Annotated in this window: 19 protein-coding genes and 1 pseudogene; 10 read left to right on the forward strand and 10 right to left on the reverse strand. The window is 71.1% G+C overall.

Annotation, left to right across the window (positions count from 1 at the left end; translation table 11 throughout):
- Positions 1 to 62 precede the first annotated feature (62 nt).
- Together ACIBI9_RS09455 and ACIBI9_RS09460 are read left to right on the forward strand one after the other, a co-directional pair.
- Complete coding sequence (locus ACIBI9_RS09455) at positions 63 to 1,220, forward strand: PucR family transcriptional regulator (RefSeq protein WP_397221478.1); 1,158 nt, start codon at positions 63 to 65, stop codon at positions 1,218 to 1,220.
- A gap of 108 nt (positions 1,221 to 1,328) precedes the next feature.
- Positions 1,329 to 2,294, forward strand: a complete 966-nt coding sequence (locus ACIBI9_RS09460) for an amidohydrolase family protein (RefSeq protein WP_397221480.1) — start codon at positions 1,329 to 1,331, stop codon at positions 2,292 to 2,294.
- A gap of 26 nt (positions 2,295 to 2,320) precedes the next feature.
- Here the strand turns inward: ACIBI9_RS09460 and ACIBI9_RS09465 are convergent, their stop codons facing one another.
- A complete protein-coding gene (locus tag ACIBI9_RS09465; protein WP_397221481.1) occupies positions 2,321 to 2,740 on the reverse strand; it encodes a MarR family winged helix-turn-helix transcriptional regulator in 420 nt (139 codons plus the stop codon).
- A 70-nt stretch (positions 2,741 to 2,810) separates the two neighbouring features.
- Here ACIBI9_RS09465 and ACIBI9_RS09470 point away from each other — a divergent pair, with 70 nt between their 5' ends.
- The 4 genes from ACIBI9_RS09470 (at position 2,811) to ACIBI9_RS09485 (ending at position 6,863) form a co-directional block, all read left to right on the forward strand.
- A complete protein-coding gene (locus tag ACIBI9_RS09470; protein WP_397221482.1) occupies positions 2,811 to 4,544 on the forward strand; it encodes an ABC transporter ATP-binding protein in 1,734 nt (577 codons plus the stop codon).
- Positions 4,545 to 4,649: 105 nt separating this feature from the next.
- Entirely contained in the window at positions 4,650 to 5,903 is a 1,254-nt protein-coding gene (locus ACIBI9_RS09475; RefSeq protein WP_397221483.1) for an MFS transporter, read from the forward strand.
- Positions 5,904 to 5,939: 36 nt separating this feature from the next.
- Positions 5,940 to 6,503, forward strand: a complete 564-nt coding sequence (locus ACIBI9_RS09480) for a hemerythrin domain-containing protein (RefSeq protein WP_397221484.1) — start codon at positions 5,940 to 5,942, stop codon at positions 6,501 to 6,503.
- 33 nt (positions 6,504 to 6,536) lie between these two features.
- Positions 6,537 to 6,863, forward strand: coding sequence for a DUF5709 domain-containing protein (locus ACIBI9_RS09485; protein ID WP_364831355.1), 327 nt, complete (start codon positions 6,537 to 6,539; stop codon positions 6,861 to 6,863).
- Between the two features lie 50 nt (positions 6,864 to 6,913).
- On the opposite strand, the gene ACIBI9_RS09490 is transcribed toward ACIBI9_RS09485, so the two are convergent.
- Complete coding sequence (locus tag ACIBI9_RS09490; protein ID WP_397221485.1) at positions 6,914 to 7,567, reverse strand: HAD family hydrolase; 654 nt, start codon at positions 7,565 to 7,567, stop codon at positions 6,914 to 6,916.
- 556 nt (positions 7,568 to 8,123) lie between these two features.
- On the opposite strand from ACIBI9_RS09490, the gene ACIBI9_RS09495 reads away from it, so the two are divergent.
- From ACIBI9_RS09495 to ACIBI9_RS09505, 3 genes and pseudogenes are all read left to right on the forward strand, one after another.
- Positions 8,124 to 9,740: an IS200/IS605 family accessory protein TnpB-related protein gene (locus ACIBI9_RS09495; protein WP_397221486.1), complete on the forward strand. Its 1,617-nt coding sequence runs from the start codon at positions 8,124 to 8,126 to the stop codon at positions 9,738 to 9,740.
- Positions 9,741 to 9,757: 17 nt separating this feature from the next.
- Positions 9,758 to 10,009, forward strand: a pseudogene (locus tag ACIBI9_RS09500) (catalase); the annotation flags it as partial.
- 32 nt (positions 10,010 to 10,041) lie between these two features.
- On the forward strand, positions 10,042 to 10,731 hold the full coding sequence (locus ACIBI9_RS09505) for a Uma2 family endonuclease (RefSeq protein WP_397221487.1): 690 nt from the start codon (positions 10,042 to 10,044) through the stop codon (positions 10,729 to 10,731).
- On the opposite strand, the gene hrpA is transcribed toward ACIBI9_RS09505, so the two are convergent.
- Together hrpA and ACIBI9_RS09515 are read right to left on the reverse strand one after the other, a co-directional pair.
- Complete coding sequence (gene hrpA / locus ACIBI9_RS09510; protein WP_397221488.1) at positions 10,721 to 14,593, reverse strand: ATP-dependent RNA helicase HrpA; 3,873 nt, start codon at positions 14,591 to 14,593, stop codon at positions 10,721 to 10,723. The genes ACIBI9_RS09505 and hrpA overlap by 11 nt on opposite strands.
- Before the next feature lie 110 nt (positions 14,594 to 14,703).
- Complete coding sequence (locus tag ACIBI9_RS09515; RefSeq protein ID WP_397221489.1) at positions 14,704 to 15,783, reverse strand: ADP-ribosylglycohydrolase family protein; 1,080 nt, start codon at positions 15,781 to 15,783, stop codon at positions 14,704 to 14,706.
- 72 nt (positions 15,784 to 15,855) lie between these two features.
- Between ACIBI9_RS09515 and ACIBI9_RS09520 the strand changes: the two genes are divergently transcribed.
- Positions 15,856 to 17,778, forward strand: a complete 1,923-nt coding sequence (locus ACIBI9_RS09520; RefSeq protein ID WP_397221490.1) for a Xaa-Pro dipeptidyl-peptidase — start codon at positions 15,856 to 15,858, stop codon at positions 17,776 to 17,778.
- A 37-nt stretch (positions 17,779 to 17,815) separates the two neighbouring features.
- Here the strand turns inward: ACIBI9_RS09520 and ACIBI9_RS09525 are convergent, their stop codons facing one another.
- The 6 genes from ACIBI9_RS09525 to ACIBI9_RS09550 all read right to left on the reverse strand — a co-directional run bounded on the left by ACIBI9_RS09525 (position 17,816) and on the right by ACIBI9_RS09550 (position 23,741).
- Entirely contained in the window at positions 17,816 to 19,543 is a 1,728-nt protein-coding gene (locus ACIBI9_RS09525; RefSeq protein ID WP_397221491.1) for an RNA polymerase sigma factor, read from the reverse strand.
- Positions 19,544 to 19,587: 44 nt separating this feature from the next.
- Entirely contained in the window at positions 19,588 to 20,754 is a 1,167-nt protein-coding gene (locus ACIBI9_RS09530; protein ID WP_350723058.1) for an FAD-dependent oxidoreductase, read from the reverse strand.
- On the reverse strand, positions 20,751 to 21,476 hold the full coding sequence (locus ACIBI9_RS09535; RefSeq protein WP_397221492.1) for a hypothetical protein: 726 nt from the start codon (positions 21,474 to 21,476) through the stop codon (positions 20,751 to 20,753). The genes ACIBI9_RS09530 and ACIBI9_RS09535 overlap by 4 nt, the downstream gene beginning before the upstream one ends.
- Before the next feature lie 64 nt (positions 21,477 to 21,540).
- Entirely contained in the window at positions 21,541 to 21,750 is a 210-nt protein-coding gene (locus tag ACIBI9_RS09540) for a hypothetical protein (protein ID WP_397221493.1), read from the reverse strand.
- Between the two features lie 12 nt (positions 21,751 to 21,762).
- Positions 21,763 to 22,998 carry a hypothetical protein gene (locus tag ACIBI9_RS09545; RefSeq protein WP_397221494.1) on the reverse strand — a complete coding sequence of 412 codons (1,236 nt, stop codon included), beginning with the start codon at positions 22,996 to 22,998 and terminating at the stop codon, positions 21,763 to 21,765.
- A complete protein-coding gene (locus tag ACIBI9_RS09550; protein ID WP_397221495.1) occupies positions 22,995 to 23,741 on the reverse strand; it encodes a hypothetical protein in 747 nt (248 codons plus the stop codon). The genes ACIBI9_RS09545 and ACIBI9_RS09550 overlap by 4 nt, the downstream gene beginning before the upstream one ends.
- Between the last annotated feature and the right edge of the window lie 74 nt (positions 23,742 to 23,815).

Below are 23,815 nucleotides of genomic sequence, written 5' to 3' on the forward strand. Positions count from 1 at the left end.
GTAGGGAAGAACCGTAGTTGGCTTTCCGACAACTGTTGAAATATCCACGTAAAGGTGTTGTTGTGGCGGATCTCCAGCGGACCGTCGACGAGCTCGCCGCCCGTCTCGGCCGCCCCCTGCTGCTCGAGGACCGCGTGCAACGCGTCGTCGCCTACAGCGAGCAGAACGGCGCCATGGACGACATCCGCCGCGACTCGATCCTGCGCCGCAGCACCACTCCCGAGGTGCGGCAGTGGTTCCGGGCCGCCGGCGTGCACGAGGCGAACGGGCCCGTGCGCACCCCGGGCGCGCCGCACTTCGGCCTGCTGCCGCGGGTGTGCGTCCCGGTACGGCACGCGGACGCGCTGCTCGGCTTCCTGTGGTTCGTCGACGCGGAGCCGGCCATGTCCGACGCCGAGATCTCCGAGGCCATGACCGCCGCCCCGGCGCTGGCGCTGGCCCTGTTCCACGAGAGCCTGGCCAGCGGGCTGGCCTCCCACCGGGAGCTGGAGGCGGTCACCGGGCTGCTGGCGGGCGAGCGGGACGCGGCCAGGCAGCTCATCGAGGCGGGCGCGTTCCCGCAGGCGCAGCCGGTGACCGTGCTGGTGGCCAAGCCGCGCGGGGCCGAGCCGGACGAGGCGCTCAGGCTGGGGCTGGAGCAGGGGCTGCTGGCGCTGCGGCGGCGGCTGAGCGGTCACCATCCGCTGCACCTGGTCCGCTACGACCACGCCGTGCTGCTGACCGCCGGGCCGCCGGTCTCCCCCGACGAGCTGCACGCGGCCATGCCGGTGCCGGTGGTGGTCGGGGTGGGGCGGACCAGGCCGGCGCTGGCGGAGGCGGCGCAGTCGTACCGGGAGGCCAGGCACGCGGCGGAGGTGACCTCGCGGGTGCCCGGGCTCGGGCGCACGGCCGAGTGGGCGCGGCTCGGCGTCTACCGCATGCTCACCCAGCTGCCCGACCAGGAGCTGCACCCGGGGCTGGAGGGACTGCTGGCGGACGCCCAGTACCTGCCGCTGCTGGAGACCCTGGAGACCTACCTGGACCTGGCCGGGAGCGCGGTGGCCACCTCGCGGGCGCTGCGGCTGCACCGGACGTCCCTGTACTACCGGCTGCAGCGGGTGGAGGAGCTGGCCCGTACCGACCTGAAGGACGGCGGCGAGCGGCTCGCCCTGCACCTGAGCCTGAAACTCGCCCGCCTCTCCGGTCGATATTTACCGAGAGAATCGCATACTTTGTCCTAATTGCGAACCTGACAGGGCTCACGTTTAATGCCCTGAAGGGATGATCCGACGGGAGTGCCGATGCCGTCTGCGAAGCGTGCCGGTCCGGTCCTGAACAGGCGTGCGCCCATGCCCGTCGTGGTCCATTCCGCCCCGCTCGTGCTGCCCGTCTGCGCCGATCCCATCCGCGACGGGGCCGTGGCGCTCAAGGGCGACCGGGTGGTCGAGGTGGGCACGCGAGCCTCGGTGACCACGTCCTTCCCCGCCGCCGAGGAGTCGCGGTGGACCGGGATGATCGTGGCCGGACTGGTCGACGCCCGCTCCGCCGCGTCCGCCGCCGGACCCGGGGTGACCGCGCGGGCCTGCGTGGTCTCCGACCTGGCCGAGCTCGCAGGGGTGCCCGGGATCTCGTACGTCGAGGTGACCAGCGCGAGCGAGGAGGAGTGGGAGACCCGCGGGCGGGACGCGGTGATCACGGCCATGCGCGAGGTCGACCGGCCCTGCGCGGTGGGGATCGCGGCGCACACGCCGGACCCGCAGGTGCTGGAGGACGTGGCGGTGCTGGCCAGGACGTTCGGGCTGCGGCTGCTGGTCGACCTGGACCGACACTCCCCCGCGGCGCTGGACGAGGCAGGAGTGCTGGGGCCGCTGTGCCACGTGGCGGTCTCCCGGCCCCTGGACCCCGGGGAGCGCAAGCTGCTGCGGCTGCGCAAGACCGTGGTGGCCGTCTGCGCGTCACCCGCCCCCGACGTGCTGGCCCTGCTCGACGAGGGCAACACCGTCGCCCTCGGCACCGGCGCCGGCGGCGGATCCGCCGGTGTGCTCGGGGTGGCGCGGGACATCCGGCGGCACGCCCGCGAGCTCGGGCTGCGGACCCGGGGGCTGGACGGCAGGCTGGTGACGGCCGCGACCATGGGAGGGGCCCGGGCGCTGGGGATGCACCGGGGCAAGGGGCGCATCGGGTCGCTGGCGCCGGGGACCCGCGCCGACTTCGCCGTCTTCGACGCCCGCGGGCGTTACCCGTACACCGCGCTCCTGGCCCAGCCACCCTGCCTCGCCACCGTCATCGGCGGCACCGTGCACCCCGCGGCCTGAACCACGCGACCCCTGCGGCCTGACCGTCAGCGGAACTGGGACTCCACCAGGCCCAGCAGGTCACGGAGCTGGTCGCGCTGCTCCTGCGTCAGGGCCGCGAACAGGACCTGGCCCGCGTCGCGGCGCGCCTCGCGGGCGCGCTCGGCCATCCGGCGCCCCTCGGGAGTGATCACCACTAACGTGGAGCGGCGATTGGCGGGATCCACCTCGCGGCGCGCCAGCCCGGCCTCCTCCAGCGCGTCCACCACCGGCGTGAGCGAGCGCGGCACGATCCGCAGCTCGTCGGCCAGCCGCACCATCCGCAGCGGCTCCGGGGCCTCCGCGAGCGCCCGCAGGGCCCGCGCCTGCCCCGGGTTGAGCCCCAGCGGGACGAGCCGATCCACGTACCCGCGCCGCAACCGCCGGCTGACGAGGTGCAAGAGCTCGGCGAGCTCCTTTTCTCCCATGTCGATAAGTTTAGCCGGAACAAATATGAGTTAACCTCTGTTTGAGTGGACATCTGAAAGGAGGCGCCACTTGGCGGAGGAACCACGCGCGCCCCTCGGGCGCATCATCAAGCTGTTCCGCCCCTACCGCGGCCGCCTGGCCCTGGTGGGCTTCCTCATCCTGCTGTCGTCACTGGTCTCGCTGGCCTCGCCCTTCCTGCTGCGCGAGGTGCTGGACGTGGCCATCCCGGCCAGGGACGCCGGCCTGCTCGCACTGCTGGCCCTGGGCATGATCGCGGTGGCGGTCACCACCAGCGTGTTCGACGTGGTGCAGACGCTGATGTCCACCACAGTGGGCCAGCGGGTGATGCACGACCTGCGCATCGCCGTCTACGGTCACCTGCAGCGCATGTCGCTGGCGTTCTTCACCCGCACGCGGACCGGCGAGGTCCAGTCGCGCATCGCCAACGACATCGGCGGCATGCAGTCGGTCGTCACCTCGACCGCCTCCTCCCTCGTCTCCAACCTCACCACCGTGATCGCCACGATCGTGGCCATGATCGCGCTCGACTGGCGGCTGACGGTCGTCTCGCTCCTGCTCATGCCGGTGTTCGTGTGGATCAGCCGCAAGGTCGGCACCGAGCGCAAGCGCATCACCAACGAGCGGCAGCGCAAGCTGGCGAGCATCGCCTCCATGGTCCAGGAGTCGCTGTCGATCAGCGGCATCCTGCTCGGCCGTACCATGGGCCGCTCCGACGGGCTGACCGAGCGCTTCGGCCGGGCCTCCGACGAGCTGGCCGACCTCGGCGTGCGCACGAGCATGGCGGGACGCTGGCGGCAGTCGTCCATCCAGATCGTCATGGCGGCCATGCCCGCGCTGATCTACTGGGCCGTCGGCCACACGGGCGCGATCTCGGTCGGCACGCTGGTGGCCTTCACGACCCTGCAGACCAGCCTGTTCAGGCCGATGGTCTCGCTGCTGCGGCTCGGCGTCGAGGTGCAGACCTCGCTGGCGCTGTTCGGGCGGATCTTCGAGTATCTGGACCTGCCGGTGGACATCCGCCCCGGCCCGCGGGAGCTGGAGGACGTGCGCGGCGAGGTCCGCTTCGAGGACGTCGACTTCTCGTACGGCGAGACCCCCACCCTCGCCGGTGTGGACCTCACGGTCCCGGCGGGCACCAGCCTGGCCATCGTGGGCGAGACCGGCTCCGGCAAGACCACCCTCAGCTACCTGCTGCCCAGGCTCTACGACGTCACCGGGGGGCGGGTCACGATCGACGGGGTGGACGTGCGGGAGCTGACGTTCGAGACGCTGAGCGAGGCGGTCGGCGTGGTGTCGCAGGAGACGTACCTCTTCCACGCCTCGATCGCCGACAACCTGCGCTTCGCCAGGCCGTCGGCCACCGACGAGGAGCTGGAGGAGGCCGCGCGGGCCGCGCGCATCCACGACCACATCGCCTCGCTGCCCGACGGCTACGAGACTCTGGTGGGCGAGCGCGGGTACCGGTTCTCCGGCGGCGAGAAGCAGCGCCTGGCCATCGCGCGCACGCTGCTGCGCAACCCGCCGGTGCTGGTCCTCGACGAGGCCACCAGCGCGCTGGACACGCAGACCGAGCGGGCCGTGCAGGAGGCGCTCGACACGCTGGCGCGGGGCCGTACGACCATCACGATCGCGCACCGCCTGTCCACGGTCCGCGACGCGGACCAGATCGTCGTGCTGGACGGCGGGAAGATCGTCGAGCGCGGCACCCACGACGAGCTGATGGCCCGCGCCGGCCTCTACGCGGCGCTGGTGAGCAGGGATCATCCGCTCGAGCTCGTCTAAACCTCCAACGGGCGTGTCCTGCCTCACATTTTGGCCGAACCGGAATCTACTCCTGCGAGCACCGCGTTTCACCCCCGGTGAATCTCGAAGGCTAGGACTTCCGTTTTGTCTCCCTCTTCCACCACGTTCAGAGCGCTGCGGCACCACAACTACCGGCTCTGGGCGGGAGCGGACCTCATCTCCGTGACCGGCACCTGGATGCAGGTGCTGGGTGTCAACTGGCTCATCCTGACGCTGACCGGCTCGGCCACCAGTGTCGGGCTGAGCCTCGTCATGCAGGCGCTGCCGACGCTGCTGCTGGGCATGTGGGGCGGCGCGCTGGCCGACCGGCTGCCGAGCCGCCCGGTTGTGATCGCCGCGCAGTTCGCGCAGGCCGCGCTCGCGGCCGTGCTGGCGGTGATCGCGGTCACCGGGGCCCAGTCCGTCCTGCCGATCTACGGCGTGGCGCTGGCCGGCGGCGTGGTCAACGCGCTGGGCGGGCCCGCGCTCGGGCGGTTCGGCGCCGAGGTGGTGCCGCCCGCCGACCTGCCGAACGCGATGGCGCTCGGCTCGGTCCTCAACTCCGCGGGCCGCATCCTGGGCATGAGCCTGGCGGGCGTACTGCTGCCGTTCTCGGGGAACGAGGGACTGTTCCTGATCAACGCCGCCAGCTTCTTCGTGGTGGTCGCGGCGGTGCTGGCCATGCGCCGCGAGGAGTTCCACGTGCTCACGCCCTCCGAGCGGCGGGGCGGCTCCGTGGGCGAGGGCCTGCGGTACGTGCTGCGCACCCCGTGGCTGCTCGTCGTGCTGGCCCTGTGGTTCGTGCTGGGCAGCGTGGGGCGCAACTACCAGGTCACCATGGCCGCCATGAGCGCCGGCCCCCTGGACGCGGGCGCCCCCGGCTACGGCCTGCTGTCCACGGTCTTCGCCGTCGGCACCGTGCTCGGCGGCTTCCTGGCGGCCGCCAGGCCCCAGCTCACCCTCCGGCTGCTGCTGATCACGGCGTTCGTGACCGGGGTGGCACAGGCGCTGAGCGGGCTGATGCCGCAGCTGTGGACGTTCGCGGCCGTGCTGCTGCCGATCGCGGCCGGAGCGGTGACGCTCGACACCACCGTCTCGGCACGCGCGCAGCTCGACACCCCCGAGCCGATGCGCGGCCGGGTCATCGCGGCGCTGTCCATCGTGAGCGCGGGGGCGGGCGCGCTGGGCGGGCCGCTGCTCGGCTGGCTCAGCGACACGCTCGGGCCGCGCGCCGCGCTGGAGATCGGCGGGGTGTCGTGCGTGGCGGCCGCGCTGCTCGCGGCCGTCGGGCTGGCCCGCCTGTCCGGCCGGACCCTCAGGCAGGCGGTACGGCTGCGCCCCCGCCTGGAGAACGCCTGAGAGTGATTCCCGGTCCCGTGGGTAGCGGTGGCCCCTATGGCAACCGACGTCATCACCTTGATCACCAAAGACCATCGGACCGTGGAATCCCTCTTCGAACGGCTCAAGTCGGGCCAGGGCAACCAGAAGGCCACCGTGACGGAGCTGCACGCCCTCCTGATCGCGCACGCCCGCGCCGAGGAGGACCGGGTCTATCCGGGCATCGACGCCCACCACAGCGTCGAGGAGCACAAGGAGGCCGAGATCCTGCTCGACGCGCTCGTACGGGCCGAGCCCGGCACTCCGGAATTCCGCATGACGCTGGAGAAACTGGTCGAGTCCGTCAATCACCACGTCGCGGAAGAAGAGAGCAAAATCCTGCCCGCGCTGGAGAAGGCGGTCGGTGAGAAGGGGCTGCGGGAGCTCGGCAAGGCGTTCAAGGAGCGCAGGGCGGAGGAGCTGAAGGCGCTCAGCGTCCCCAAGCAGGCCGCCCCGGCAGGCTCCCGGGAGGGCGCCACCAAGGCCGAGCTGTACGAAAAGGCCAAGAAGGCCGACATTCCCGGACGGTCGCAGATGGGCAAGGAAGAGTTGGCCGAAGCTCTGAGCAAGGCCAAGTCATAGTATTTCGGGCCGCGTGCTGGGTAGGGGCCCCGTATGACCGAAAAACCTCCTGACCGGTTCGGCTTCAGTGACGAACAGGCGATCGAGTTCGAGGAGTGGACCGAGGATCTCGGTTTTTACCACGAGGTCAAGGAAGACGACCCCCAGCGCCGGGACACTCTCGACGAACGCCTTCGCCGCGAGGCCAGGGACCGGCTCCACGAGCCCCGCCCCAAGCACCGGCTGACCCAGCCGGACGAAGGGCTGGCGCCCGACACGGAAGGCGAGGAGATCGCCCTTGAGTGGGGCGACGACGACGGGAACGACCTGTCGGCCGAAGAGCGTGCCATCCGCATCGACTCCGACGAGAACCTCACGTGATCCGTCCCCGCGCCGGCGCCGCCGCTCGCGCGGTGTGCCGGCGCGGGCGCTCAGCCGAGGCGTCGCAGCACGGGCAGCACGGCGTGCAGGTCGTCGACGATCGCGTCGGCGGCCGCCGCCTGCGGGCGCTCGGCGTGCAGGTACCCCCACGGACCGCGGCGCAGCAGCGCCGTGCGCATGCCCGCCGCGGCGGCCGGGAGCACGTCGTTGTCGAGCCGGTCGCCGACGTAGAGGATCTCGCCGGGCTCCCGCCCCGCGACCGCCGCGACCTTGGCAAAGAACCCGGCCTCCGGCTTGGACACGCCCCATCCCTCGGAGGTGTGCACGGAGTCGGTGGGCAGGTCCATGGCGACCAGCGCCCCGTAGGCCCGCGCCGGCTGGTTGCCCGCGATGATCACCTGGTATCCGGCCGCCCTGATGGCGGTCAGGGCCTCGCGCACGTCGGGGTAGAGGTCGTCGGCGTCGAAGTGGTTGCGCAGGCCGTCGGGATCGTCGCGCTCCCAGGCGGCCTCCTCCGCGTCCGCGTCGAAGCCGGGGCGGATGAGCTCGAAGGCGTCGGTGTGGGGGCGGTCCAGCGCCGCCATCCCGCCGAGCGCGCCCATCAGCAGGAAATCGCTCACGCCCAGCCGCTCGGCCCAGCGCGCCCAGATGCGCGCCTCGCTGATCAGCGTCTCCCCGACGTCGAACACCACGGCCTTCATCATCGATCCCCCCGTTTCAACCCGCTGGCCCGGGCACCTAGGTAAAACGCCTGACAAATCCTATAAGGGGGATTTCTTCATGCAGCCAGAGCGCGACGCGAAGCATCGCCAGCTCGACGCCGATCGCGTCCCACTCGACGACCTCACCATGACCACGGACCAGGGGTTCGGAGCTGTTGGTGTTTGAGTATGCATGAAGGTGCATGATGTGGCTCTGGTTACGCCATCGCCGCAGTGCAGACTCGACGGTATGTGTGCGCGCAGCGGGCAGTCCTCCTGCTCGCATACTGCTGTCGCGCCGGGCATACCCTGTCCGGGGTTTCGGCTCAGCTTGTGGAGGCTGCGTTGCGCATCCACCGGCAATCTCGTTCACATGTTCTACCGACAGGGTCAACTATTGGTATCGTTACGGACACGCAACGTGAAACCCGATAGGGGCGAGTGACAGCCATGCGAGCGTGCCCGTTCGACCGCCATCCAGCAGCATCGGTAGCGCTGACCGCTCGTGCTCGCCGGACGGCCCCGGACCGTGCCGCCATGGCATCGAAGGCCCCCCAGCATGGCTGAGCTGCGCCCGATCGCTCCCGCGTTCGTCGCGTCCGGTCCGTCCGGTGTCGCCGTCCGCGACCGGCTCAAGCACCCCGCCCCCGTAGACGAGCAGGTGTTGCGTCTGGTCGGCGCGCATCTGGGCGCGCTGGCCTCCGCCGACCTGAAAACCAGGTGCGCCGACGGGCTGGGGCACTGTGCCGGCACCTGGGCGGCCCGCAAACGCGAGCTGACCGTGCAGTCGTCGGCGCGCTGGGCCGGGGCCATCACCAGAACGTCCCACGATCAGTGGGCGCTGGCCCGCCGCTGCCAGGCCGACCACATCCGCGACCTTGAGGCCGCCATCGCCACGATCACCCGCCGGTTGTCCCTGCCCGTCGGGAAGAAGGGCACCCGCAAGGAGCCAGGCGGCTACCGCTCGGCGCAGGAGTGGTTCGCCAAGTCCCGCCGCCTGCACCTCCTGCAAGACCGGCTCAAGCGTCTGCGGGCCGACCAGCAGGCCGGGCGGGTGCGCGTGGCGCGGGGCGGCAAACGCCTCGCCCGCGCCCGGCACCACCTGGACGCTGCGGGTCTGACCGAAGCCGAGTGGCGGCAGACCTGGCAGGCCGCACGCTGGTTCCTGACCGCCGACGGCGAAAGCGGGAAACGCTACGGCAACGAGACCATCCGCATCACCCCTGACGGCCAGGTGTCGATCAAGCTGCCCGCGCCGCTGGCGCACCACGCGAACGCCCCACACGGCCGCTACGTGCTGGCCTGCCGGGTGGCCTTCGCCCACCGGCGCTCCGAGTGGGCCGATCGGGTTGAGGCCAACCGGGCGGTGGCCTACCGCATCCACCTGGACGTGGCGCGGGGACGCTGGTACATCACCGCCTCCTGGCAGATTCCTGCGGCTCCGGCCGTGCCCCTGTCGGCTGCGCTCGCCCACGGCGTGGTCGGCGTGGACACCAACGCCGACCACCTGGCCGCCTGGCGCCTGGACGTCCACGGCAACCCGATTGGCAACCCCCGCCGCTTCACCTACGACCTGAACGGGTCGGCCGAGCATCGCGACGCCCAGGTCCGCCACGCGCTGACCCGGCTGCTGCACTGGGCTAAAACCTGCGGCGTGAAAGCCATCGCCATCGAAGACCTCGACTTTCAGACTGAGAAGACCCGGGAGAAGCACGGCCGCCGCAAACGCTTCCGCCAGCTCATTTCCGGCATGCCCACCGGCAAGCTGCGCGCCCGGCTCACCTCGATGGCCGACCAGACGGGTATCGCGATCACCGCCGCCGACCCGGCCTACACCTCCCGGTGGGGCGCCCAGCACTGGCAACAGCCCCTCACAACCAACAATCGCACGACCACCCGCCACGACGCAGCCGCCGTGGCGATCGGCAGACGCGCCCAAGGGCATCCGATCCGGCGACGGACGGCACCGCCCCCTGCTCACCGGAGCGATGAGCAGGGGCATCGGACCGTCCAGGCCGGGCTCGAAGCCCGCGGGCGTGAGGGACCCCGCCCCCGCATCCCCGGACCACGGACACGATCCGTGCCGCCCGGACGCGGCGAGAACGCGGGCGACCAGAACGCTCAAGACCGTTCGGAGCGTTCGGCTGAGCATGGGCACCCCATGCTCATTCCTTAGGAACGGTTCGGGGTGCACACGTCCAGGGCAACGACCCCGACTACAGCCGCCGGGACCTGTGGGAGGCCATCGAGCGCGGCGCCTACCCCGAGTACGAGCTGTGCGTGCAGCTCGTGCCCGAGTCGCGGGAGCACGACTTCGACTTCGACCGGCCACCGCTTCTACGAACGCGACGTGAGCGCCGTCCCGGCGTGACACCCCCTCGAATCGGCCGCCCCACGGGGCGGCCGATTTTCGTGGCATCGGTGCGCACGGGATGGAATACTTAGCGTGCCCGTTCGAATACGAAGGGAGAGACTACATGGTCGCCATGGTGGAAGAAGAGCTCCACACGGACGCAGTGGAAGTGGAGGAAGAGCACCACACCGACGAGGTGGAGCAGGAGCAGCACTCCGACTCCGCTCAAGAGCGGCACCAGGCGGAATCAACCTCAGCGAAACTCCCAAAGGTGCCACGCACCGCTCGGGAGTTGTTCGATGTCCTACCCCCCCTCCCCGGCTTCCGGGTTGAGGTCATCGAAGAGAAACTGATCGTGAGCCCCTCAGGCACCCCCGAGCATTTCTTGACCAGTGACGAGCTGGCCTACGCTCTGGGTCCGTTGCGCAAGGAGCGCGGCTGGCACGGAGCATACGGTCCACAGATCTGCATCGATGGGCCCCGACACTCACTCCAGCCCGACTACGTGCTGTGGCCCCGCGACTGCAAACGATGGGGCAATGAGCTGCTGTCGACTGGAGTGATCATGGTCACCGAGGTGGTTTCACGCAGCAGTGTTCGCGACGACCGCGAGGAGAAGGTGCGTCTCTACGCGCAGGGCAAGGTGCCGGTCTACCTGCTGATCGACCAGATCGCGAAATGCCCGATCGTAACTGTCTACAGCGCCATCGAGGACGGCGTATATCGCGCGATCGACTCGGCGACCATGGGAAAGCCGCTGTACCTACCTGACCCCGTCAACTTGGAGCTCGACACCTCGATCTTCATGGGGTGAGCTTCTCCATCGCCTTGGTGATGCGCTTCTCCGAGACCGGCGTGGGCGTGCCCAAGGTCTGAGCGAAGAAGCTCACCCGCAACTCCTCGATCATCCACCGGATCTCCACCACGTCCGGATCCCCTCTCCGCGCCCGAGGGAGCTTCTCCAGCACGTCGTGGTAGTCGTCCTCGATCTTGTGGACCCGGTCCATCCACTCCTGGTCCCGCCAGGGCTCCTCGGGGAGCTTGGTGAGGCGGCGGTCGATCGCCCGGATATAGCGCAGGATGTCGGACAAACGCCGGTAACCGGTGGCCGTGACGAATCCCCGGTAGACGAGCTTGCCGAGCTGCTCGCGGATGTCGTCCGTCGACGCGCTCTCCCGCAGGGCGTCCAGCTGGCCGCCCGCCGCGTGCCAGACGCTCAGGATCTGCTCCACCTTCGACAGCACGTCGGCCGCCGTGTCGTAGAGGTGAGCCCGTACGTGCTGGTAGAGGCGGTCGAAGGCCACCGGGTCCCAGGCCGCGCCCCCGGCGTCGAGCATCAGCTTGTCGACCGCCGCGTTGACCACGTCCTCGAACAGCGCCACCGCCCCGCCGTGCGGGCTGCGTGACAGCGCCAGCTTGGCCTGGTTGGACAGGCCGCCCAGCAGGGATTTGGCCGGGTTGGTGACGTTCAGGAGGAGCAGGCGGCGCACGCCGGGCCAGTGGGAGCGGCGCTGCTCGGCCGCCGTGTCGAAGATCTTGATCGAGACGGAGTCGCCCGCGTCCACCAGCGCCGGATAGCCCTTCATCCGGCCCTGCTCGAACACCTTCGGCAGCGTCCCGAAGCTCCACGTGTGCAGGCCGGTCTGCTCCAGGTCGTCGCCTGCCTGCGAGAGCGTCTCCCGCAGGCGTGGGGCGAGGCGGCGCTTCAGCGCGTCGAGGTCCTTGTCCTCGGCCACCGTGCGCCTGCGCTCGTCGATCACCCGGTACGTGATGCGCAGATGGTCGGGCACCTGGTCGAGCTGCCAGGCCTCGCGCGGCACGCGTACGCCGGTGAGGCGCAGCAGCTCGCGCTCCACGGCCGCCAGCAGCGGCTCGCCGCCCTGCTTGACCCCCTCCAGCACCTGCTTGGCGTAGTTGGGGGCGGGCACGAAGTTGCGGCGCAGGGCCTTCGGCAGGGAGCGGATCAGCGCGGTGATCAGCTCTTCGCGCAGGCCGGGGATCTGCCAGTCGAAGCCGTCGGAGCTGACCTGGTTGAGCACCTGGAGCGGCACGTGGACGGTCACGCCGTCGGCGTCCGCGCCCGGCTCGAACTGGTAGGTCAGCTTCATCCGCTGCCCGAGCTGTTTCCAGGTGTCGGGGTAGTCGCGGGCGCTGACGTCGGCGCCCTCGTTGACCAGCATGTCCGGCGAGAACGTGAGCAGGTCGGGCGTCTGCTGCCTGGCCTGCTTCCACCAGGAGTCGAAGTGGCGGGCCGAGACCACGTCGGCCGGCACCCGCTGGTCGTAGAAGTCGAACAGCGCCTCGTCATCCACCATGATGTCGCGGCGGCGCGCCCGGTTCTCCAGCTCCTCGACCTCGCCGAGCAGCCTGCGGTTGTCCTTGAGGAAGCGGTGGTGGGTGTCCCAGTCGCCCTCGACCAGGGCGTGCCTGATGAACAGCTCACGCGACAGGTCGGGGTCGATGCGGCCGTAGTTGACCTTGCGGCCCACCACGAGCGGCACCCCGTAGAGAGTGACCTTTTCCAGGGCGATCACCGCGCCCTGGTTCTTCTCCCAGTGCGGCTCGGAGTAGGTGCGTTTGACCAGGTGCTGCGCGAGCGGCTCGACCCAGTCGGGCTCGATCTTGGCGTTGACGCGCGCCCAGAGCCGGGAGGTCTCGACCAGTTCGGCGGACATGACCCACTGCGGCTGCTTCTTGGCCAGCGCCGAGCCGGGGAAGATGGCGAAGCGGGCGTTGCGGGCGCCGAGGTATTCCTGGATCGGCCGGCGGCCGTCCTGGCCCCGCTGCTTGTCCATGACGTCCTTGACGCCGATGTGCGACAGCAGCCCGACCAGCAGCGACGCGTGCACGTGGTACGGCTGCGCGGGCTGGCTGTTGGGCTGGGCGCCGAGCGACTGGCGCAGCTGGCTGTAGATGTCCTGCCACTCGCGTACGCGCAGGTAGTTGAGGAACTCGGCCTTGCACAGCCGCCGGAAGGCGCTGGAGGACAGCTCCTTCTGCTTGTCGCGCAGGTAGTTCCACAGGTTGAGGTAGGCCAGGAAATCGGACTCGGGGTCGGCGAAGCGCCGGTGTTTCTCGTCGGCCTGCTGCTGCTTGTCGGACGGGCGCTCGCGCGGGTCCTGGATGGACAGGGCGGCGGCGATCACCATGACCTCGCGCAGGCAGCCGTTCTTCTCGGCCTCCAGCACCATGCGGCCCAGGCGGGGGTCGACGGGCAGGTTGGCCAGCTTGCGGCCGACGCCGGTGAGCTTGCTGTGGGCATCGAAGGCGCCCAGCTCGTGGAGCAGGTTGACGCCGTCCTTGACCTGGCGGCGGTCCGGCGGCTCCACGAACGGGAACGCCTCGATGTCGCCCAGCCCGATCGAGGTCATCTGGAGGATGACGGAGGCCAGGTTGGTGCGCAGGATCTCGGGATCGGTGAACTCGGGCCGGTTGAGGAAGTCCTCCTCCTCGTACAGCCGGATGCAGATGCCGTCGGAGGTGCGGCCCGAGCGGCCCTTGCGCTGGTTGGCGCTGGCCTGCGAGACGGCCTCGATCGGCAGCCGCTGCACCTTGGTGCGGTGGCTGTAGCGGGAGATGCGGGCGAATCCCGGGTCGACGACGTATTTGATGCCGGGGACCGTGAGCGAGGTCTCCGCGACGTTGGTGGCCAGCACGACGCGGCGGCCGGTGTGGCGCTGGAAGACGCGGTGCTGCTCGGCGGCGCTCAGGCGGGCGTAGAGCGGGAGGATCTCGGTGTTGCGGAACTCGGCCTTGGTCAGGGCGTCGGCGGCGTCGCGGATCTCCCGCTCGCCCGACAGGAACACCAGGATGTCGCCGGGCCCCTCCGAGATCAGCTCCCGGCAGGCGTCCACGATGCCCTGGGTCTGGTCGTCGTCCTCGCCGAGCGGCCGGTAGCGCACCTCCACCGGGTAGGTGCGCCCGGAGACCTCGATGATCGGCGCGTCGTCGAAGTGGCGGGAGAACCGCTCGGGGTCGATCGTGGCGCTGGTGATGACGACCTTGAGGTCGGGGCGCTTGGGCAGGAGCTGCTTGAGGTAGCCGAGGATGAAGTCGATGTTGAGGCTGCGTTCGTGGGCCTCGTCGATGATCAACGTGTCGTACTGGTCGAGCATGCGGTCGTTCTGCAGCTCGGCCAGCAGGATGCCGTCGGTCATCAGCTTGACGAGCGTGCGGTCGCTCGCCTGGTCGGTGAAGCGGACCTTGTAGCCGACGACCTCGCCCAGGTCGGTGTCGAGCTCCTCGGCGATGCGCTCGGCGACCGTGCGGGCGGCGATGCGGCGGGGCTGGGTGTGGCCGATCAGCCCGCGTACGCCGCGGCCCAGCTCCAGGCAGATCTTGGGGATCTGGGTCGTCTTGCCGGAGCCCGTCTCGCCCGCGATGATCACCACCTGGTGGTCGCGGATGGCCTCCAGGATGTCGTCTTTCCGCTGGGAGACCGGCAGGTTTTCCGGATATTTCACCACCGGTACGGCTTCGCGACGCCGAACCAGCCGCTGCTCGGCACGCTCGACGTCGGCGAGGATCTCCGCGACGATCTTGTCCCGGGCGTCACGCGACCGCACGCGGCGCATGCCGTCGAGCCTGCGCCGCAGTCGCCGCTGGTCGCGCGGCATGAGCTCGGGCAGGCGGGAGTGGAGCTCGGCGAGTGGAGAGGACAAGGAAGACGTTCCCATACTGCTTTCAGGATATTTGAGCCCCGCATCCCCGGAGCCAACCGACCATGCTGCCCGACACCGGCGGGGCGCGCATCCCAATATCCCGCCTGGCGCGGGATGCCTGTCGGTCAGGACAGCTCGGCGGCGAGGCGTTCGATCGTCTCACGGCCCTCCAGGGGACGCAGCCAGGCGGCGGGCAGGACGCCGGTGCCGTGGAGGGTGCCGAGCAGGTTGCCGCAGACCGAGCCGGTGGAGTCGCTGTCCCCCGAGTGGTTGACCGACAGCAGCAGGGCCCGCTCCACGGAGGGCTCGGCCAGGGCGCAGTAGACGCCGATGGCCAGCGCCTCCTCGGCCACCCACGCGCCGCCCAGCGACTCGACCCGCTCCGGCGAGTGCCCGCCGCCGGCGGCGGCGAGCGCCACGGCGGCGCGCAGGGCCGCGCTGGTCTCCTCGTGCGCCGGGTAGGCCGCCAGGAGGTCCAGGGCGCGGTGGACGGCGGGCTCCAGGGTCTCGCCCGCCACGAGGTACGCGGTGATCGCGGCGAACGCCCCCGCGGCCAGGTAGCCGGTCGGGTGCCCGTGGGTGATCTGCGCGCACGCCGCCGCCACCTCGAACGCCTCCCGCGGGTCCGGCCGCGTCCCCTCGACGCCGGAGAGCGGGACCAGGCCGAAGGGGGCCGAGCGCATCACGGTGCCGCAGCCCTTGGAGTTGGGGTTCACCGGACCCGGCTCCCCCAGCGGGGACGGCCCGGGGAAGCGCTGGTGGAGACCCGACAGGCAGGCGTTGCCCGGAGCCCTGCGCGAGTACAGCCAGCTCTCCTCGCGCAGCAGGCCCGTGCGGTGCGGGCGGTCCGCGGGCGGCGGGGCATGGTGGTCCTGGGTGTCGAGCCAGCGCAGGTACGCCTGCCGCACCGGCTCCACCACCGCGGGGTACGGGTACGCCGGCGCGGCGCCGTTCCCCGCGGCCGGCGGCCCGCCGGCGTGGCCCGAGCGGGCCTGGAGCAGCCCTTCCACCGTGAAGAGCGTCATCTGGGTGTCGTCGGTGATGAGGCCGGATTTGCCGCGCCACGTCGTGACATATCCGGTAATGCCCTCTGCCCCGTGCTCCCTGCGGATCTCCCGCAACGACTGGAACTCGATCGGCGCCCCGAGCGCGTCGCCGATCGCGCCGCCGAGGAGGCAGCCTCGTACTCGATCCCGTACGTCCATGGGGAAATCTTGTCAGGCTCCAGGCGGTCTGAGAGATTGCGGGGTATTCGGCCCACGTCCCGGAGGTCACGCGTGCCACAATTACGCCCGGCCCTCTTCGCCGTCACCCTCACCCTCGCGATCGCGACTCCCGCCCAGGCGGCGGCAGCACCCGCCATCACCGTCCAGAACGGCCGTACGCAGCCGGTCTTCTCCTATGCGGACGCCGTCCGCGAGCACGTGTACGTCGAGTCGACCGTCGACAGCGACCTCGACGGCAAGCTCGACAAAGTACGCGTGGACATCATCAGGCCCAAGGAGTCCGGAGCGGGACTCAAGGTGCCGGTGATCATCGATGAGAGCCCGTACTACGACAACTCCGGCCGCGGAAACGAGTCAGAGCGCAAAATTTATGACGCCGCCGGAAATGTCACTAAATTTCCGCTTTTCTACGACAACTACTTCGTCCCCCGCGGCTACGCCGTCCTCAACGTCGACATGCTCGGCACCACCCGATCGGACGGCTGCCCGGACATCGGCGGCAAGGCCGACGTCCTGGGCGGCAAGGCCGTCATCGACTGGCTGAACGGCCGCGCCAAGGCGTTCAGGGCGGACGGCACCCCGGCCGTGGCCGACTGGACGACGGGCAAGGCCGCCATGATCGGCAAGTCGTACGACGGCACCCTGGCCAACGCCGTCGCCGCCACCGGCGTCGAGGGCCTGAAGACCATCGTGCCCATCTCGGCCATCAGCTCCTGGTACAAGTACCAGCGCTCCAACGGCGTCATCTACAACTACGACTACGCCTCCTGGCTGGCCAACTACGTCGACACCGACCCCGAGGCCAAGTGCCAGGCCGTGCGCGACAGGATGGACGCCGAGGACGGCGACGACACGGGCGACTACAACCCGTTCTGGGCCGAGCGCGACTACATCAAGGGCCTGCTGGCCGACGCCTCCAAGGTCAGGGCCAGCGTGTTCGTCGTCCACACGGTCAACGACCTCAACGTCAAGCCCGACAACTTCTCGACCTGGTGGAAGGCCCTGGCCGACCGCAACGTGCCGCGCAAGATCTGGGTCGGCCAGACCCAGCACGTGGACCCGTTCGACTTCGAGGGCCGCCGCGCGCTCTGGGTGGACACCCTGCACCGGTGGTTCGACCACTGGCTGCACGGCGTACGCAACGGGATCACGAACGAGCCCCGCGCCGACGTCGAGATCGGCCCGGCCCGCTGGATCACCCAGCACGACTGGCCGGCGCCGTTCGCGCTCAAGGCGTCCCTGCGCCCCGCTTCTGACGGCTCGCTCGGCCTGAAGCCCGCCGCCAGGAACACCACCGCCTCCTTCACCGACGTCGCCATGACCGAGAGCGACATGGTGGCCGACGTCGGGACGGCGAACCCGGGACGGGTCGCGTTCACCACGGGCGCGCTCCCGCTCGACCTGCGCCTGTCCGGCACGCCCACCGCGGACCTGCGGGTCAAGCTGGACAAGCCCACCTCCAACCTGACCGCCCTGCTCGTCGACTTCGGCGACGGCACCCGCGTCGACTGGCGCCGCGGCCAGGGCATCACCACACTCACCGAGGAGGACTGCCACGGCGAGAGCACCGCGGCCGACGACGCCTGCTACAAGAAGGTCGTCACGAACGTGGCCACCCGCCCCCTCGAGATCGTGGCCCGCGGCTGGATCGACGTCCAGAACCGCGACTCGCTCAGCCAGGCCGCGCCGCTGCCGCCCGGCACGTACGGGACGGTCAGGTGGCTGACGCTGCCGCAGGACTACACCTTCAGGAAGGGTCACCGGGTCGGCCTCGTGGTGGCCGGCACCGACTCGACCTACAGCGACGAGACCGCCACCGGCGCGACCGTGACCCTCGACCTGGCCAGGTCCAGCGTCGTGGTCCCGTTCGTCCTGGGCACGCCGCTGGCGGACGTGCCGAGGGACACGACCACGTTCCGCGGTCCCGACCGGGTCGAGCTGCCCGAGCCCGAGCCCGGGTTCTCGTTCTTCTAGCGGCATGAGGGGGCCTCGGGCGCGCTGCCCGGGGCCCTCACTCGCAGGAGAGGACGCCGCGCCGGGCGTCGAGCATCCGCGTGCCCTTGTGCTTGACCGTCCAGGCGACGCTCAGGGCCAGGGTGCCGCGCCCGGCGGTGGTGCCGCCGGTGGTCTTGCCGTCACCGGTCACCTTGCCCGCCCACTGGACGGTGATCTTCCCCCGCTCCACGCTCGACCGCCCGGAGCAATCGAGCCGCGAGAGCGGCGCGGCCACCTTGAAGGTGTTTCCGGACACCGTGATGCCGTCGGTGCCCTTGGCGGAGACGATCTCGCAGCGCCCGTCGCACGACAGCGCGAACGTCCCGGTACGCCCCGAGCCCAGCCACGCCGTAGCCGGCGACAGCCTGGCCACCGGGGGCGCGGGCTTGGGCAGCTCGGCCTTCCTGGACATGCTCGTCAGGCCGGATCCGGCGGCCATCGGGGCCACCCCGGCCACCCAGCGCGACGGCTCGTCCAGCAGGCCGCCCGTCTGCGCCGAGGCCTTGGTGAGCGTCGGGGGATGCTGGCGGGCGTTCACGACGGCCCAGACCAGCCCCGCCACCAGCAGGCCCACGCCCACGATCAGACCGAGCCTGGCCACGGCCCTGATTGGCGGACCCGCCTCGGGGTCGTCGTCGTCCAGCCGGTCCCGCCAGAACTCCTGGACCTGCCCGTCCCGCAACTCGACCAGGTCGCCGCCCAGGTTGATCCCGCCGTACCGGATGATGGCGCCCTCGCTGTGGGAGCCGTTGCCCGAGCCCTTGATGGCGGCGCTGTAGACGAGCTTGTCGCCGTACGCGCCGCCGCGGAAGGCCCGCGTACGGCTCGGCGGCGTGAACGGGTGCCGCCCGCGCACGGCGGGTGCCACCGGGGGCTCCTGGTCGGCGGCAGCCGCGCCCGCCGCCGACCAGGGCTTTCCCGAGGTCGCCGTCGTGGGGTCGGCGACCGGGATCTGCGGCGTGGCGTCGGCGACCGGAGGAGCCGGGGAAGGACCGGTCTCCACCAGTGTGCGTGCCTGCACGGGAAAGCCGTCCGCCCGCCAGAGAGGCCCCTCGCCGGGCAGCGGCTGCGCCAACGCCAGCCGGTTGGGAAGTGTGCCGGGCAGTGTGGTGATCGGCAGGCGGCGCAGCAGCGCCGCCGCCGACATGGTCCTGGGCGCGGCCCGGCAGGTCGCGCAGGACTGGATGTGACGGCCGATCCTGGCCCTGGCCCGCCGGCCGGGCGCCGCGACCCACGCCGACACGCGTGCCGTCAGTTCGGGGCATCCGTCGCGCCCCCGCGCGGCGATGATCGCGGCGAACCACTCCTCCAGGGACTCGGCCGCCCGGGTGACGATGGTCCGCACCTCGTCCTGGCGCAGCTCGAAGATCACGGCGATCTCCGTGTCGGCCAGGCCGTGGCGCATGGACAGGTCGAGCAGTTCCCGCTGCGGGCGCTCCAGGGACAGCAGCGCCTCGGGCAGCAGCTCCGACATCCGGCCGGGCCGCGACCACGAGCCGATGCTCGCGGGCTTGGCGACGACCGCCCGGTGCGCGCGGGCCACCGCGTACAGCCAGGGCCGCCGCAGTGCCGGATCGACCACGCGATCCGCGTACAGGTGCGCCGTCAGCGCCGCGCCGGCCACCGCCTGCTCGGCGTCGCCCGCGGCGAGCTCCGTGCGGCAGTAGTCGTAGAGGCGGGCTCCGTGCTTGTCGCACAGGTCGCGAATGGCCTGGCGAGCGTCGTCAGACAGGGTTCGCCACATCCGGCGTCACACCTCCTCCAGTCAGTACGCGGAACGGGGGGTCGTCACCTCTTCCCTGGCACGGTGTCCAGTAATGAGGCCTGTGCCAGGTAGGCACGTGTCGCGTCCGGGTCCCCGGCGATGGCGCGCAGCCCGGCCATGGCGGCCGCCAGCCTGGCGCTGTCGCGTTCCCGCACGCCCGCGAGCCGGGTCTCGCGAGGTGGGATCACCCGCTGCAGCAGCACCGAGCGCCGCCGCCAGGCCCACGCCTCCAGCGCCGCCGGCGGGGCGAAGCCGCCGATCACGGCCGCGATCACCTGGCCCACCTCGGCCGCGTCGTGGATGCCGGCGTTCATGTTGAGCCCGCCGACCGTGGAGGTCAGGTGCGCGGCGTCGCCCACGAACAGCACCCGGCCGCACCGGTACGACGTCAGCACGCCCCTGGACAGCCCGAACCGGTCGGCGCCCGTCACGTGGATCGGCCCGCTCGCCCCCGGCAGGGCCCGGCGGACCAGCAGGGACAGGTTCGGCGGCGACAGCGGCTCGTGCGTGTCGCAGGGGATCTTGAAGATGATCCGCCAGTGGTCCGGCAGCCCGAGCAGCGTGCACGACTGCTGCACGTCCCGCACGTACGTCAGCGGCGCGAGGCTCGGCAGCAGCCGGTCCAGCGGCGAGTCGGTGAACACCCGCAGCGCCTGCGTCGGATAGGCGGACCTGGGGAACGGCAGGCCCAGGGAGCCCCTGACCGTGCTGTGCGCGCCGTCGGCGGCGATCATGTACCGGGCCCGCGTCCAGGTGTGGCCGACGCGGACCCGGATCCCTGTGCCGCCTTCGGCCACGCCGTCCACGTGGGTGCCGAACCGCACGTCCACGTCCGGGTAGACGCTGAGGGCGGCGAGCAGCAGCGGGGTGAGCGCGGCCTGGTCGGCGTGGATCCTGAACGGATGCCTGGTCAGGCCGTTGAGCCGGTTCATGCCCATCTCGGCCAGCACGATGCCGGACCGGTCGCGCCACTGCACCCGGTCGACGACGCGTCCCTTGGCGACCAGCTGGGAGGCAACGCCCAGGTCGTCGAGGAGGTCGAGCGTGGCCGGGTGGAACGTGCAGGCCCTGGTCTGCTTGCTGAGCTCGCTCTCGCGCTCCAGCACGGTGACCGGGATCCCGGCTTTGGCCAGCGAGAGCGCCGCGGTCAGCCCCGCGGGTCCCGCTCCCACCACGATGACGCCGTTCATGCCGCGCCTCCCATGTACCGCCGGTGCGGCACGCGGCCGAGCGTCACCTGCTGCCCGATGGTCCTGGACAGCGCCCACCAGGCCGTGCAGAGGTTGGAGGTCAGCAGGATCCGGTCGTTGCCGGCGCTGAGGGGGCCGAGCACGGGCAGCGTGGCCATGCCGGTGCCGGTGAACAGCAGCACCGCGTCCGCCGGCAGCTCGGCCAGTTCGACCTGGCTGATCAGCTCGGCGGGGGTGACCGCGTACGAGGAGTAGCCGTTCTTCGCGCGTACCTGGACGACCTGGGTGACGTTCAGGCCGGCCGTCTTCCAGAACCGCTCGGCCAGCTCGGTCAGCCACGGCTGGTAAGGGGAGACCAGCACGATGTCGCTCACCTCGGCGTGCTCCATCGCCTCGCGCGTGGCCTGCGTGGCCGAGGCGAAGGGCACCCCGGTCGCGGCCGACAGCTCGGCGCACTGGTCGCGGTCCTCATCGGGGCCGAGGAGGTAGCGGGGCTCGCTGCAGGCCATGACCATCGCGCTCAGCGGCAGGGCGTCGAACGCGTAGACCATGGAGGGCAGGGCCTCGTTGTAGCTTTCCAGCCGTTCGGCCAGGGACTGTCCGGGCCGTACCGGGAGGCGCGTGACGTGCATGTCGGCGCGCGACCCGAGCAGGCGGGTGAGCTCGGGCTCCGCCGAGGGGTTGGCGGGCGCCACGATCACTCCCACCCTCCCGCGGCTCACTGAATGCTCCGGGCGAGGACGGTGCGCATATGGGTTCTCCTCCTGTGCGGGAAGGGTGTGGGTGTCAGGAAGCCGGGTGGCGTAACGCGTGGTCGATCGGGGTGATCGCCCGCACGGACACCTGCCGGATGCGGCGCAGCCGGTGCACGGTGCGCGGCGGTTCGGCCGGCGGCGCGTCGCCCTGGTCCTCGCCCCAGGACGGCGGCGGCGCGTGGCGCGCTCTGCGTGCGTGAACCTCGTGTGGCTGTGACCGGCGCAGTTCATCCGTGAGCATGATCGCTCCTGTTCATCGCGGGTTGACGACCTTGGGGTCGTATGTGGCGAAGCGGGCCGGAACCTCGCTCCGTACTGGGTTGACGTGGCCGCGCGGCTCGGCGAGGAGCCGGCGGAACATCGCCGGCCCCTCTTCCGCCGCGCGTTGAGATCGAGGTTCGGTCTCATGGCCCGACGCCCCGGCGACCCGCACCAGCGCCGTGGCGGCGAGCAGGACGGCGGCCGGGAGAACAGCCACCAGGACGGAGGCGGGCCCGGAAGCGGGCCCCTCCGACAACGGCCGGTCGATCAGCACTGTGGCGCCCATCGCGCCGATCACCCCACCCAGCATCGCCCACGTGCCGATGGTGCCGATCGCGGAGGCGTGCTGACCGGGTTCGGCGATCGCGGTGGTCCCCGCCAGAAGGCCGACCGCGAGCGCGCCGAATCCGGCGCCCATCAGCACCGCGCCGAGCAGGCTCCACCCGTCGTGAGACGAGTGGGCGAGCAGCGGCGCGCAACCTCCGCCCAGAGCGAAGCCTCCGCCGTAGACGACTCCGTCGGTCCCGACGCGGCGGACGGCCAGGATGGCCGCCGGAGCCACCGCGATCATGGCCGACAGGAGCCCGGCCGTCTCCACAAAAGGCGGTCCCATGGCGAGCACGGCGAACGACGCCGCGCCGAACAGGCAGAACGCGCCCGCCGCCGACAGGAGTCCGCTACGTCGCCGGAGCCGCAGGTCGATCGCAGGCGCACGGTGCCGCCACGAGGCCGCGTACGACCTCGCGATCGGCTCCGCGGCCGCGGCCGCACGGCCCGGCGAACGCCGATAAAGCCGGCCCCAGGCGCTCCCCCTCGTGTCGGCCAGCACGCCAGCCGCTAACGCGCTGGTCGACAGCACCGCGCCGACTAAGTCGGGCACGTGCCGCGCGATGCCGGAGGGATGGGGAAGCGCCGGGGCCAGCGGCACAAGCGCAGCCGTCAGTCCCACGCGGGGAATCAGCAGGGCGAGTCGGCCGTGATCGGCCGGCGGCCACCCGCCGTCTGACAGCAGCGCCAGCATTCCCGCTCCTGCGCACGCGCACCAGAACGCGACGCCCCAGGGCCGGTGGCCGGTGGGCGACGCGCCGGGCGGCAGCGCGAGCGCGGCGGGGAACCTCATGGCGACGCCGAGGTGGTGAACCGGCCGCCTCCTGACCCGGTGCCGTGGCCACGCCACGGCTGCCGGGACCGGTGCGGCCCGGTGCGCGGGGATGGGCGTCGGCGTCATCGCGCCGTCCCCGCTCTGGTGGTGGCCACGTTGGGCACGCTGACGCAGACCATGCGCTCGGTCAGCCCCACTCCCGGGGAAGAATCCGGGGTGGCGGAGCACGATGCCGACGAACGCGCGCGCGACCTGGCCGGCACCGCACCACCGGCCACTGTGCGCGCGACCTTCGAGGCGAGCGCGAGATGTTCGCAGCAACGGCAGCCGACCTTGGCCTCGAGCCCCGCCACCTGGGCGAGCCTGAGCCGCAGCGGCTCCAGCGACGACCGGCGTTCGAGGCCGTCGAGGTCCTCCAGCCGGGCGGGCCAGCGCAGCGCGTCGCGGCAGCGAGCCTCCACCTCGGCCGGGAGTTCCTCCACCGGGAACCCCTCGTGGCGCAGCCGGGTGGCGATCATGACGGCCATGAAGGCCGTCTTGTCGAAGTCGGCCAGCCGTCCCGCCAGGGCCGCGCTCAGCATCCTGGCCCGGTGGCTCAGGCAGACCGCACTCCACCCGAGCAACAGCAGCCGATCAGGTCCCGTCTCCGTGTGCCAGCCGGCCAGCCGCAGCTCGCGGGCCATCCGGTGGTAGAAGCGCCAACGGTGACGAGGGCTGTCCAGCCAGACCTGGAGGCCGCCGAGCGGCAGGCTCGCGACCTGAACGCCGGCTCCCACCGCCGGCCCGGCCACGCGCGCGCAGATCCGCTGCACCACTCGCTCCTGCCCCGTGGAGGGCAGATCTTCGAGGTACGAGGATTCCATGGTCACGTCCGGCCACCTCCTCCCCGACTGTTAAGCCACAGTTACCATGCCCTCCGATAGTCTGCTTACGACTGAGGCTA

The sequence above is a fragment of the Nonomuraea sp. NPDC050451 genome (genome assembly GCF_044458585.1).